Source organism: Sphingomonas citri (assembly GCF_019429485.1).
GTDB classification, from domain to species: Bacteria; Pseudomonadota; Alphaproteobacteria; order Sphingomonadales; family Sphingomonadaceae; genus Sphingomonas; species Sphingomonas citri.
Window position 1 is genome coordinate 1 of sequence record NZ_JAHXZN010000002.1, and the last position, 12,538, is coordinate 12,538.

Annotated in this window: 10 protein-coding genes; 2 read left to right on the forward strand and 8 right to left on the reverse strand. The window is 69.9% G+C overall.

Translation table 11 applies throughout. The annotated features are described in order from the left end of the window. The 4 genes from KZ820_RS08170 to manD all read right to left on the reverse strand — a co-directional run. On the reverse strand, window positions 1-460 hold a 460-nt coding region (locus KZ820_RS08170), incomplete at its 3' end, for a dihydroxy-acid dehydratase domain-containing protein (RefSeq protein ID WP_219748178.1). Between the two features lie 57 nt (window positions 461-517). Then, window positions 518-1,831, reverse strand: a complete 1,314-nt coding sequence (locus KZ820_RS08175) for an SGNH/GDSL hydrolase family protein (RefSeq protein ID WP_258047970.1) — start codon at window positions 1,829-1,831, stop codon at window positions 518-520. A 106-nt stretch (window positions 1,832-1,937) separates the two neighbouring features. Further along, a complete protein-coding gene (locus KZ820_RS08180; protein WP_219748179.1) occupies window positions 1,938-3,254 on the reverse strand; it encodes an MFS transporter in 1,317 nt (438 codons plus the stop codon). A 48-nt stretch (window positions 3,255-3,302) separates the two neighbouring features. Continuing rightward, complete coding sequence (gene manD / locus KZ820_RS08185; protein ID WP_219748180.1) at window positions 3,303-4,514, reverse strand: D-mannonate dehydratase ManD; 1,212 nt, start codon at window positions 4,512-4,514, stop codon at window positions 3,303-3,305. A 207-nt stretch (window positions 4,515-4,721) separates the two neighbouring features. On the opposite strand from manD, the gene KZ820_RS08190 reads away from it, so the two are divergent. Continuing rightward, window positions 4,722-6,815, forward strand: coding sequence for an alpha-glucuronidase family glycosyl hydrolase (locus KZ820_RS08190; protein ID WP_219748181.1), 2,094 nt, complete (start codon window positions 4,722-4,724; stop codon window positions 6,813-6,815). Between the two features lie 55 nt (window positions 6,816-6,870). After that, on the forward strand, window positions 6,871-7,965 hold the full coding sequence (locus tag KZ820_RS08195; RefSeq protein ID WP_219748182.1) for a LacI family DNA-binding transcriptional regulator: 1,095 nt from the start codon (window positions 6,871-6,873) through the stop codon (window positions 7,963-7,965). A 275-nt stretch (window positions 7,966-8,240) separates the two neighbouring features. Here the strand turns inward: KZ820_RS08195 and KZ820_RS08200 are convergent, their stop codons facing one another. Genes KZ820_RS08200 through KZ820_RS08215 form a run of 4 tightly spaced genes read right to left on the reverse strand, consistent with a single transcriptional unit; the run spans window position 8,241 to window position 12,440 of the window. After that, window positions 8,241-9,665 carry a sugar porter family MFS transporter gene (locus KZ820_RS08200; RefSeq protein ID WP_219748183.1) on the reverse strand — a complete coding sequence of 475 codons (1,425 nt, stop codon included), beginning with the start codon at window positions 9,663-9,665 and terminating at the stop codon, window positions 8,241-8,243. Window positions 9,666-9,695: 30 nt separating this feature from the next. Beyond that, entirely contained in the window at window positions 9,696-10,556 is an 861-nt protein-coding gene (locus tag KZ820_RS08205) for an SMP-30/gluconolactonase/LRE family protein (RefSeq protein WP_219748184.1), read from the reverse strand. A 1-nt stretch (window position 10,557) separates the two neighbouring features. Beyond that, a complete protein-coding gene (gene xylB / locus KZ820_RS08210; RefSeq protein ID WP_219748185.1) occupies window positions 10,558-11,310 on the reverse strand; it encodes a D-xylose 1-dehydrogenase in 753 nt (250 codons plus the stop codon). After that, entirely contained in the window at window positions 11,307-12,440 is a 1,134-nt protein-coding gene (locus KZ820_RS08215) for a fumarylacetoacetate hydrolase family protein (RefSeq protein WP_219748186.1), read from the reverse strand. The genes xylB and KZ820_RS08215 overlap by 4 nt, the downstream gene beginning before the upstream one ends. Window positions 12,441-12,538 lie beyond the last annotated feature (98 nt).

The following is a 12,538-nucleotide window of genomic DNA, read 5'->3' on the forward strand; positions in this document are numbered from 1 at the left end:
GCCCGACCGACAGCGCGATCGCGGGGATGTTGACCGTCGCGGCCGCCATCAGCGCGGCCGGCGTGGTCTTGTCGCAGCCGATCGTCAGCACCACGCCGTCGAGCGGGTAGCCGTACAGCACCTCGACCAGCCCCAGATAGGCCAGGTTGCGGTCGAGCCCCGCGGTCGGGCGCTTGCCCGTCTCCTGGATCGGATGCACCGGGAACTCCAGCACGATCCCGCCCGCCTCGCGCACGCCCTCGCGCACCCGCTCCGCCAGCACCAGATGGTGGCGGTTGCACGGAGACAGGTCGCTGCCGGTCTGCGCGATGCCGATGATCGGCTTGCCCGAGCGCAGCTCGTCGAGGCTGAGGCCGAAGTTGAGGTAGCGCTCCAGATACAGCGCCGTCATGTCGATGTTCGCAGGATTGTCGAACCACGCCCGGCTGCGCAGCGCCGGCGGTGTAGTGCTCTCAGTCATCGCTCGCTCCGGGTCAGCGTTCATTAAGTCAGACAAATATCATCATCGATCGCGTCGTCAACGCCGTAGCGACGCGAGCGGGATCGACTGGCCGATCAGTCGATAGCCGGCAGCGTTGGGGTGCAGCCCATCGCCGCTGTCGTAGCGTGTCGCGAGATAGGTCGGCCGCGCTGGGTCGCGGAGCAGCTTGTCGAGGTCGATCACGCCGTCGACATGGCCGGGCACGCGCAGCCACGCGTTGATCGCCTGGCGGTCCGCCTCCGACTCGGCGCCGGGATGGTAATAAGCGCTCCCAGCGAACGGCAGGATCGTGGCGGCATGCACCATGATGCCGTGCGCGTGCGCGCGCGCGACGATCTGCGCGAAGGCGCCGGTGACTCCCTCCACTAGCGCGCGATGCTGGTCCGGGCTGGCCGGGGCATCACGGGTGAGCACGCCAATGTCGTTGACGCCCTCGAACAGGATGAGATGGCGCACCCCCGCCTGCCCGAACACGTCACGATCGAGCCGCGCCAGCGCGCTCGGGCCAACACCGTCGAGCAGCACGCGATTGCCACCGATCCCGGCGTTGAGCACCGCGGCCCGTCCGCCGAGCCGGCGCGCGAGCACGTCGGTCCAGCGGGTGTAGCTGTTGGACTTGACGCCATAGCCGTCGGTGATCGAGTCACCGAGGGCGACCACGCCGCCCGGCGCGGCGCAGCGCTCCACCTCAACGCCGGCGAGCAGGTACCAGCGGTCGACGGCACGCGCGCCGGGCAGCTCGACCGCCGCTGCTCGGTCGCCGTGCGTGAGATAAGAGGTCGCACGACTGCCGGGGTGCGCGGTCTGGCCATCGGGCTCGACCGGCAGGTGGAGCGAGACGGCGAGATCATCGAACGCTTGCAGCGGCATGTCGACCGCGTCGCTGACCCATTCCGCACCGGCGGGGACGGTCACCGCGGCGCGACCGGCGAAGCGAAGCGGACGCACGCTCGCCGGGCGCAGCGCTCCTCCCACGGGCGCGGCAGCGAGCGCCACCGTCGCGGCGTCGATAGCCAGTGGCGCACGGCCGAAGGCATTGGAGAAGCGCACGCGAACGCGCTGCCCGGCGAGGCTCGGGCGGACGATCTGACGCAGCGTGGCGTCGCGCAGCGCACCCGGCTCGAGCTGGGCGTCCGTCGCGGGCGACAGCTGCGACGACGACCAGGCCGCCTGCCAGGTGCACGCGCGTGGCGCCGCGACGGCGGGCGCGGCCGCCAGCAGTGCGACGGTCAGCGCGAGCGCGGCGGCACGCTGCGGCGGGCACAGGTGGCGACGATCGGCGACCGGCAATGGCCCTCTCCCCTCCATGTTGTTGGCTTCCAGCACGATGAAAGCACCTGAGATCGCCATATTGTTAGCGCTATCACCGTAGGTTGCGATAGCGGAGCCGTCAAGTAAGTTGCCGCTCGCTGACGTGAAGGTCGAGGAGTCGCCGGGTGCCGGGCCGCCGCCTCCCTCACCCGGGCAGGGTCACCGCGCGATAGCGCGGGTTGAGCCAGTGGAAGACGAGCAGTGCCACCAGATAGGCGACGCCGCACGCGACGAAGAACGGCCCGTAGCTGCCGACCGTGTCGAGCAGCACGCCGAGCGACTTGGACGCGATGAAACCGCCGACTGCGCCGGCGAAACCCCCGAGACCGATCAGCGTGCCCTGGGCGTAGCGCGGGAACAGGTCGCCGGGCAGCGCGAACAGGTTGGTCGAGAAGCCCTGGTGCGCCGCGCAGGCCAACCCGATCGCGAGCACCGCCCACCAGATGCTGCTCGCGTCCGCGGCGAACATCACTGGTAGTGCGAACAGCGCGCAGGCGAACATCGCGCGCTTGCGCGCGCGCCCGGTCTCTACCCCGCGGCGCAGCAGGTGCGACGAATACCAGCCGCCCGCGATGGCCCCGAAATCGGCGAGAATGTAGATCGCCACCAATGGCGGACCGAAGCTCTTCAGATCATAGCCATATTGCTTGTTGAAGAAATCGGGCAGCCAGAACAGGAAGGTCCACCAGACAGGATCGATCAGGAAGCGGCCCGCCATATAGGCCCAGGCCTCGCGGCGACGTAGGACGGTGAGGAAGCCGGCGCGGCCGCTATCCACCGCTGGCTCGGCCTCGATCCAGCCGCGCTCCTCGGCGGAGAGCCGCGGGTGCTCGCCGGGTTTGTGGTAGAAGCGCCACCAGGCGAACAGCCAGACGAGGTTGAACAGGCCAGTGACGAGGAACGCCCAGCGCCAGTCGAGTGCCAGCCCGGCGATCAGGAAGCCGACGAGCAGCGGCGTCACGATCGCGCCCACGTTCGCCCCGGCATTGAAGATGCCGATCGCGAGCGCGCGCTCCTTCTTCGGGAACCACTGCGACGCCGCGGCGAGCGCCGAGGGGTAGGTGCCCGCCTCGCCGAAGGCGAGCGGGATTCGCGCGATGACGAAGCCGGTGGTTGAAGTGACGAGCGTCTGCGCGAAATGGCCGACCGTCCAGCTGCCCATCGCGAGCAGATAGCCCAGCTTGGGGCCGAGCCGATCGATCAGCCAGCCGAACAGCAGGAAGCCGATGCCGTAGAATACCTGAAAATAACCGGTGACGTCGCCGTAGCCGGTGTTGGTCCAGCCGTAGAGCGCGGTCAGCTGCGGCTTGAGCACGCCGAGCACCAGCCGGTCGATGTACGACAGCACCACCGCGGCGAACAGCAGGGCGCAGATCAGCCAGCGCACGCGCCCGCGCGGCCGTGCCACGGCATGCGCCGCGGTCTCGGGCGCCTCCTTGGCGGCCTCGGTGAAGTCGCTCATCTCAGGCCGATCCTCTCATCGCGGCGCCGGCGCATCGTTCCGCGCCTCTCACCAGCTCCACAAAGTGCCGTCTTCCAACCGGTTCACCGGCAGATAGGCACGCTTGTAGTCGTAGCCTGCCGCCAGTTCCTCGTCGATGTCGACGCCCAGCCCCGGCGCGTTGCCGGGGTGCATGCGGCCGTCCTCGAAGCGATAGGCGTGCGGGAACACCGCATCGGTCTCGGCGGTGTGCGGCATATGCTCCTGCACGCCGAAGTTCGGCACCGAGAGGCCGAAATGCAGCGCCGCCGCCATCGTCACCGGCGAGAGGTCGGTCGCGCCGTGGCAGCCGGTGCGCACCTGGTAGAGGTCGGCCAGCGCGGCGATGCGGCGCAGGTGCGTGATGCCGCCGGCGTGGACGACGGTGGCGCGGACATAATCGATCAGTTGCTGCTCGATCAGCGTCTTGCAGTCCCAGATCGAGTTGAACACCTCGCCCACCGCGATCGGCGTGGTGGTGTGCTGGCGGATCAGGCGAAAGCCTTCCTGCTGCTCCGCCGGGGTCGGATCCTCGATCCAGAACGGGCGATAGGGCTCGAGGTCGCGCCCCAGGCGCCCCGCCTCGATCGGGGTGAGCCGGTGGTGAACGTCGTGGAGCAGGTGGATGTCGGGGCCGAGCGCCTCGCGCGCCGCGGCGAACAACTCGGGCACGACGCGAAGGTACTTCTCGGTCGACCATATCGCCTCGCTTGGCAGCGCGGCGTCGGCGGGCTCGTAGCGCTGCCCCGGCTTGGCGACGCCGTAGGTCGAGGCGAGGCCGGGCACGCCGCATTGCAGCCGGATCGCGCGATACCCTTCGTCACGGTGCGCCAGCGCGGTCGCGATCGTATCCTCGATCGTCGTGCCATTGGCGTGGCAGTAGACCAGACAAGCCTCGCGGCTGGCGCCGCCGAGAAGCTGATAGAGCGGCAGGCCGGCGAGCTTGCCTTTGATGTCCCACAGCGCGACGTCGACCGCGGCGATCGCGCTCATCGTCACCGGTCCGCGGCGCCAATAGGCGCCCTTGTAGAGATACTGCCAGATGTCCTCGATCCGGTGCGCGTCGCGCCCAATCAGACAAGGGACGACATGGTCGGCAAGGTAGCTCGCCACCGCCAGCTCGCGGCCGTTGAGCGTGGCGTCGCCGATGCCGGTGGTGCCTTCGTCGCAGTGGAGTTTGAGCGTGACGAAATTTCGTCCAGGCGAGGTGATGATGACGCGTGCGTCGGTGATGATGGGCATGGCGCTCTCTCTCAGGCGATCGCGGCGGAGAGCGGGACGCGACACGTCACGCTCGTCCCTCGATATAGGACATCAACCTCGATCACGCGCATCCCCCTCCGTCCGGTTTCCGCCATCGTCTGATCGCAACGGCTTGCCAAGCTAGCTGGTAGCGATAACATGACTGACGGATCGCGGCTGGTCAATGCTGCGGCGATGGAGAGGCAAATGGCAGCACGCAGAAACATGTTACGGGCGGCCACGATGGCGCTGCTGCTCGCCGGCACGGCGCCGGCGCGGGCGGAGGACGGCTACCGCCTGTGGCTGCGCGCCGACGTGCCCGCTGGACCGATCCCGCGCGTGACGCTGCGCGGCGACGGCGCGACGCTGCGCCTCGCCGCCGCGGAGCTGTCGCACGCTCTACCCGCCGCGATCGGCGGCGTGACGCTCGCGCTCGCGAGCGATCCGCAGGTGACGGCGTTGCGCCTGCCGACCGCGACACTGGGCGACGAGGGCTATCTCGTCCGCCGCGTGCGGCTGGGCCAGCGCGACACGCTGCTGATCACCGGCAACGGCGAGCGCGGGCTGCTCTACGGCAGCTTCGCGCTGCTGCGCCATCTCGCCACGGGGGGCAGCGCCGCGACGGTGGCGCTCGCTTCCGCACCGCGGGTCAAGCTGCGCGTGCTCAACCACTGGGACAATCTCGATGGCAGCGTGGAGCGCGGCTACGCCGGCCAGTCGCTGTGGGACTGGTGGACGCTGCCCGACTTCAAGGACCCGCGCTACACCGATTACGCGCGCGCCAACGCCTCGATCGGGATCAATGGCACCGTCCTCAACAACGTCAACGCCAAGGCGGACAGTCTGACGCCGCGCTATATCGCGAAGGCCGCCGCGCTCGCGGACGTGTTCCGCCCGTGGGGGATCAAGGTCTACCTGTCGGCGCGCTTCTCCGCGCCGATCGAGCTGGGCGGGCTCAAGACCGCCGACCCGCGCGACCCCGCGGTCGCGGCATGGTGGAAGGCCAAGGCCGACGAGATCTACCGCGCCATCCCCGATTTCGGCGGCTTCCTGGTCAAGGCCAACAGCGAGGGACAGCCCGGCCCGCGCGACTATGGCGCGAGCCATGCGGACGGCGCCAACATGCTCGCCGCGGCGGTGCGCCCGCACGGCGGCATCGTGATGTGGCGCGCCTTCGTCTACGCCGACACCGATCCCGAAGACCGCGCCAAACAGGCGTACAGCGAGTTTAAGCCGCTCGACGGGAAATTCGCCGACAACGTGCTGGTGCAGGTGAAGAACGGCGCGATCGACTTCCAGCCGCGCGAGCCGTTCCACCCCCTGTTCGGCGCGATGCCCAAGACTCCGCTGCTGATCGAGTTCCAGATCACCAAGGAGTATCTCGGCTTCGCCACCCACCTGGCCTATCTCGGCCCGCTCTTCACCGAGACGCTCGACGCGCGCACCGGGCGCGGCGCCGAGACCGTCGCCGACGTGGTCGACGGCATCGCCGAGCAGCACGCGCTGAGCGGCATGGCCGGAGTGGCCAATATCGGGCGCGATCGCGACTGGTCGGGCTCGACCTTCAACCAGGCCAATTGGTACGCTTTCGGCCGGCTCGCCTGGGATCCAACGCTCGACGCCGCCGCGCTCGCGCGCGAGTGGGCGCGGCAGACGTTCGGGACGGATCCGCGCGTGGTCGAGCCCGTCGTCGGCATGATGATGGCGTCGCGCGAGGCGGTGGTGGACTATACCGGCGCGCTCGGGCTCGCGCACGTGATGGCGACCGGGCACCATTACGGCCCGGGCCCCTGGGTCAGCGACCTCAAGCGTCCCGAGTGGAACCCGGTCTATTATCATCGCGCCGACAAGCAGGGGATCGGCTTCGACCGCACGCGCTCGGGCAGCGACGCGGTGGCGCAATATGCCCCCGACGTGGCGAAGCGGCTCGCCGATCCCGCCGCCACGCCCGAGCGCGAGCTGCTGTGGTTCCACCATGTCGCGTGGGACCGGCGGATGTCCTCGGGCAAGACGCTATGGGACGAGCTGGTCGCGCACTATGACCGCGGCGTCGCCGCCGTCGGCACGATGCGCGCCACCTGGGAGCGGTTGCGCCCGCTGGTCGACGCGGAGCGCTGGGGCAAGACCGCGACCTATCTCGCGGTGCAGGAGCGCGAGTCGCGCTGGTGGCGCGACGCGAGCTTGGCCTATTGGATGTCAGTCAACGGCCGCGCGCTGCCCGCCGGCGCGACGCCGCCCGAGCACGACCTCGCCTGGTACAAGGCACAGCAATTCCCGTACGCCCCCGGTCACCCGGAATGACGCCCCTTGCGGCGGTCGCGTTCGCCGCCGTAACGTCGCTCGCGAAAGGATTTTCATGAAGGAAAGCCGCGGCTCGCGACGTCAGCGCAACGCCCCCACGATCAGCGACGTCGCGCGCCACGCGGGCGTGTCGCCGATGACGGTGAGCCGGGTAATCAACGCCGAGAGCAATGTGCGGGCCGAGACGCGCCGCCGCGTGCAGGAGGCGATCGCCACGCTCCATTATGCGCCCTCCGCCGCGGCGCGGACGCTGGCGGGCGGCGAGGAATTCCGCCTCGGCGTGCTCCACACCAACAGCAGCTTGTTCTATTTCAGCGAGTTCCTCGTCGGCTGCCTCGACCAGGGCAGCCGCCAGAATTGCACGATGGTGATCGAGAAGTGCGAGGAAGGTACTGAACTCGCGGCAATCGAGCACCTGCTGCGCGGGCGTGTCGACGGCGTGCTGCTGCCGCCCCCGCTCGGCGACTCCGCCACCGCCTTGGAAGCGCTGCGCGCGCGCGACGTGCCGGTGGTGGCGGTCTCGACCGGGCGCGCGCCCGAGTGGGCGCTGTCGGTGAGCATCGACGATCGCAAGGCGGCCTATGAGATGACGCGCCACCTCGGCGCGCTCGGCCACCGCCGCATCGGCTTCATCACCGGCGCGGCCAATCAGACCGCGAGCGCCGAGCGGCTCGCCGGCTACCGCGACGCGCTCGCCGACATGGCGCTGGCGGCGGACGAGGAACTGGTGGCGGAGGGCTGGTTCACCTACCGCTCCGGGCTCGACGCCGCCGAACAGTTGCTCGAGCTCGCCGAGGCGCCGAGCGCGGTGTTCGCGGCCAACGACGACATGGCCGCGGCCACGGTCGCGATCGCGCATCGCCGCGGGCTCGACGTGCCGGGGGATCTCACCGTCGTGGGGTTCGACGACTCGGCGCTGGCGACGACGATCTGGCCCGAGCTGACGACGATCCGCCAGCCGGTCAGCGCGATGGCGCGCACCGCGGTGGACCTGCTCGCGCGCGAGATCCGCGCGCGCAAGACGAGCGACGCCGGGCTCGACCACCCGCACCTGCTGGCAGACTATCAGCTGGTCCGCCGTCAGTCCGACGCGGCGCCACGCCGTCGCCCCAATGCGGCGCCGCGGCGTGTTCAGGCGGGGGCGGTTTAGCTACCGTCGCTTCGCGCGCCTCCCTTCCGCTACCGTTCGTGCTGAGGAGGCGCTGAGCTCGTCGGCGTGCCGTCTCGAAGCACCCGGCGAAACGTCCGCGGCAACGCTTCGAGACGAGGCTTCGACAAGCTCAGCCTCTCCTCAGCGCCAACGGGCAGCAGGAACGCACGGCGATTGACGAGACAGCAGCATGAGAGCGGCCGGCCGCCCTGAAGGCGGCCGGCCGCTCTCCCACCGACCCATGCCCCGCCCGCGAACGGGCGGGGCCGCGTGTCTCACCCCACCATGTCCTCGAGCTCGCGCCCGCGCGTCTCGTGCACCATCGCGCGCACGAAGAAGAACGAGATCGCCGCGAAGATGGCGTAGCCGGTATAGGTCACCGCCAAGCCGGGCGAGACCGCCAGCGCCGGGAAGCTTACCGAGATCGCGGCATTGGCGATCCATTGCGCGAAGCCCGACACCGCCAGGCCCGAGCCGCGGATCTGGTTGGGGAACATCTCGCCCAGCATCACCCACATCACCGGGCCCCAGCTGGCGTTGAAGAAGATCACGTAGAGATTGGCCGCCACCAGCGCGATCACGCCGTTGTTGCCGGGCAGGCTCACCGCGCCCGCCGCGTCCGTCACCGCAGTCGAGAAGGCCCAGGCGACCACCGCCAGCGTCACCGCCATCCCGGCCGAGCCGACCAGCAGCAGCGGCTTGCGCCCGATCTTGTCGACGGTGAAGATCGTGAACAGGCACGCGCCGATCGACAGCACGCCCGAGAGGATGTTGGTCTGCAGCGCGTAGTCCTCGGAGAAGCCGACTGCTTCCCACAGGGTCGCGCCGTAGTAGAACACCACGTTGATGCCGACGAGCTGCTGGAACACCGCCAGCCCGATGCCCGCCCAGACGATCGGGCGGATCTTGCCCGAGCCGCGATCGATCAGGTCGGAGAGCTTGGGGCGGTGATGGTCGCCCGCGAGGCTGGCGCGGATCTCGCCGACCTTGCGATCCGCCTCGGCGCGGCCGAACAGCCGGGTGAGCACCGCGTGCGCGCGATCCTCATGCCCCTTGGCGACGAGGTAGCGCGGGCTCTCCGGAATGATCAGCAGCGCGAGCAGATAGACCAAAGCCGGGATCGCCTGGAGCCAGAACATCCAGCGCCACGCCGCGAAGCCGAACCAGAAATTCGCGGTCGACCCGCCGGCGTAGCGCGCGAGCGCGAAATTCGCGACGAACGCGCCGGTGAGGCCGGTGATGATCATCACCTGCTGCACGCTTGACAGCCGGCCGCGCACCGCGGCGGGGGTCACCTCGGAGATATAGACGGGCGAGATCACGCTCGCCGCGCCGACGCCCAGGCCACCGATGATGCGGGCGAAGATGAAGATCGCCGAGCTCGACGCCGCGCCGGCGAGCAGCGCGCTGAACAGGAACAGCGCCGCCGACAGCATCATCACGCTGCGCCGCCCGATCCGATCCGCCAGGCGCCCCGCGCTGAACGCGCCGATCGACGAGCCGATCAGGATCGCGCCGACGTTGACGCCGATCCCCAGCTTGCCGAGATCGAAGGCGGCCTCCAGCCCCTTCTGCGTGCCGTTGATCACGCCCGAGTCATAGCCGAACATGAAGCCGCCGATCGTCGCCACCGCGACGATGGCGGCGATAAAGCCCATGTTGACGCGCCCCGCGTCACCCTCACTGAAAGCCGTTGCCATCCTCACCCGCTCCCACTCGTGTCTTTTAGATTATGATGCCGCCTCGACCGTCGCGAAGCCGGCGACCCCCGGCTCGAACGCGAACAGGTCGCCCGCGAGCGGCTGGTCGGCGAGCGCCGCCGCGTCGAGCCCCTTGCGCGCCGTCGTGGCGTATGCGGTGCGCAGCCCCTCGCCGCCGAACGCGATCTTGGTCACGTTCGCTACCGGGAAGCGGACCGTCGTCATCAGCGCGCCCGTCGCATCGTAGCGGCGCACACCCCAGCCACCGAATAGACCGACCCAGAGGCAACCCTCGGCGTCGAGCACCGAGCCATCGGGATAGCCCGCACCGTCCTCGATCGTGACATGGCGCTCGGGCGTGCCCAGCGTGCCATCATCGCGCACCGGCACGCGCCAGATCGTCTTACCCAGCGTGTCGGTATGGTATAGCGTCGCCGCGTCGGTGCTGATCGCGGGTCCGTTGGTGATCACCACGGGCGCGAGCCCGCTGTCGAGGCACTCCTCGCCGGCGAAGCGGTAGAGCCGGCCGGTCGCGGCGACCTCGTCGTCGTCCATCGATCCGAACCAGAGCCGGCCGCGCGAGTCGACGGCGGCATCGTTGAGCCGGTTGCCGGGCAGGTGCGGCTCGGGCGCGTGCAGCGGCGCGAAGGTGCCGGTGACGGGATCGAAGCGGTGCAGGCCGGTCTTCACGCCCGCGATCAGGTCGCCGCGCGCGCTCGGCAGCACCCAGCCGACCTGGTCGGGTGCGATCCAGCGCTCGTGCGCGCCGGTGGCGGGATCGAAGCGGTGGACCTGATGCTGCTTGATGTCGACGAACCACAGAGCGTCGCGCGCCCACACCGGCCCCTCGCCCAGAGTCGCGCCGACCCGCAGGACCGACCGCGGCACCATCTCAGCGCCAGCCCGCGTCGACGAAGTAATCGTGCCCGGTGCACATCCGCGCGTCGTCCGAGGCGAGGAACAGCGCCAGCGCGGCGACGTCGGCGGGTTGGATCCGGCCGTCGAGGCACTGCGCCGCGACGATCTCGGCCTCGCCCTCGGGCGTGTACCATTGCTCCTGGCGCGGCGTCTGGACATTGCCGGGCACGATCGTGGTGACGCGGATGTTGTCGCGGCCGAGATCGCGCGCCATGCTCCGCGTCATTCCCTCGATGGCGGCCTTGGCGGTCTGGTAGAGCACCAGGTCGGGCAAACCGAGATGCCAGCTGATCGAGCCGAAGTTGACGATCGCGCCCCCGCCCGCGCGCTTCATGTGCGGCACCGCCGCCTGCGCGACGAAGAAGAGGTGGCGCAGGTTCACCGCCATCCGCTCGTCCCAATAGGCCGGGGTCACCTCGGCGATGGTGTGGCGATCGTCGTTGGCGGCGTTGTTGATCAGCACGTCCAGCCCGCCCAGCGCGGCCGCGATCTCGTCCACCATCGCGGGCAGCGCGGCGACGTCGGTGAGGTCGCAGCCACGGAACAGCGGTGCCCCTTCCAGCTTCGCGGCGAGCGCCTCGCCCGCGGCGGCGTTGACGTCGACGAACGCCACCTTGGCGCCTTGGCGCGCGAACGCCTCGACCAGCCCGGCGCCGATCCCGGTGGCACCGCCGGTCACCAATATTCTCTTGCCGCGCAGCGACGGATAGACCGCGCGCTCGCTCACGCCGACGTTCCCAGCAGGCCGCGCGCGGCGAGATTGCGGATCAAACCGCCGATGCCGAGCTCCCACGGCGCCGCCTCCTTCGAGGTTACCACGCGGTTGGTCAGCCGGCCGAGCCGCTCGCTCTCGATCGTCACGCGGTCGCCGACCTTGTGGGTGAAGCCGCGGCCGGGCTCGTCGCGGTCCTGCACCGGCGCGAACAACGTTCCCAGGAACAGCACGAAACCGTCGGGATATTGATGCTCGGACAGCGTCTGGCGCACCAGGTCGAGCGGGTCGCGGCTGATCTCGGCCATGTTGCTCTTGCCGTCGAGCACATAGCCGTCCTCGCCCTCGATCCGCAGCCGCACCTCGGCGCCGCGCACGTCGTCGATCGTGAAGCTGTCGTCGAACAGCCGCACCAGCGGCCCGAGCGAGCACGAGGCGTTATTGTCCTTGGCCTTGCCGAGCAGCAGCGCCGAGCGGCCCTCGAAGTCGCGCAGGTTGACGTCGTTGCCGAGCGTCGCGCCGATGGCGGTTCCGCGGCTGTCGACCAGCAGCGCGACCTCGGGCTCGGGATTGTTCCAGCTCGAGTCGGAGCGGATGCCGATCTCGGCGTCGGGGCCGACGGTGGCCAACACCGGCGCCTTGGTGAACACCTCCGCGTCGGGACCGATCGCGACCTCGAGGTACTGCGACCACAGCCCGTCCTCGATCAGCGCCGCCTTGAGCGCCGCGGCCTCAGCCGTGCCGGGCACGACCGAGCGGATCGAGCCGCCGACGCGCGACTCCAGCCGGCCGCGGATCTCGGCCGCGGCGGACCAGTCACCGCGCGCGCGCTCCTCGATAACGCGCTCGATCGCTGACACCGCGAACGTGACGCCGCAAGCCTTGACGCATTGGAGATCGACCGGGCTGAGCAGCGCGAGCCCGGCGGTGTCGAGCGCCCCAAGCGAGCGGCCGCCCGCGCCCGACAGGTCACCCGCCTCGACCAGCATCGCGAGGGTCGGCGCGACCGCGGACATGTCGAACGCCTCGCCGCGCACGACGAGCAGCGGGATCGGGCCCTCCTCGGTCGCCGCGCGGCCGATGAAGCGGCCTTCCTTCCAGTCGTGCGGCAGACCCGACGCCGTCGCGTCCTGTTCGAGCGCCATCACCTCTCCCCCACTCACCGGCTATCCTTGATAGCGCTACCAACACGGTTGCGAGGGAAGTGTCAAGACGGTGCCCACGCGCCCCGACGGGGCCCCGC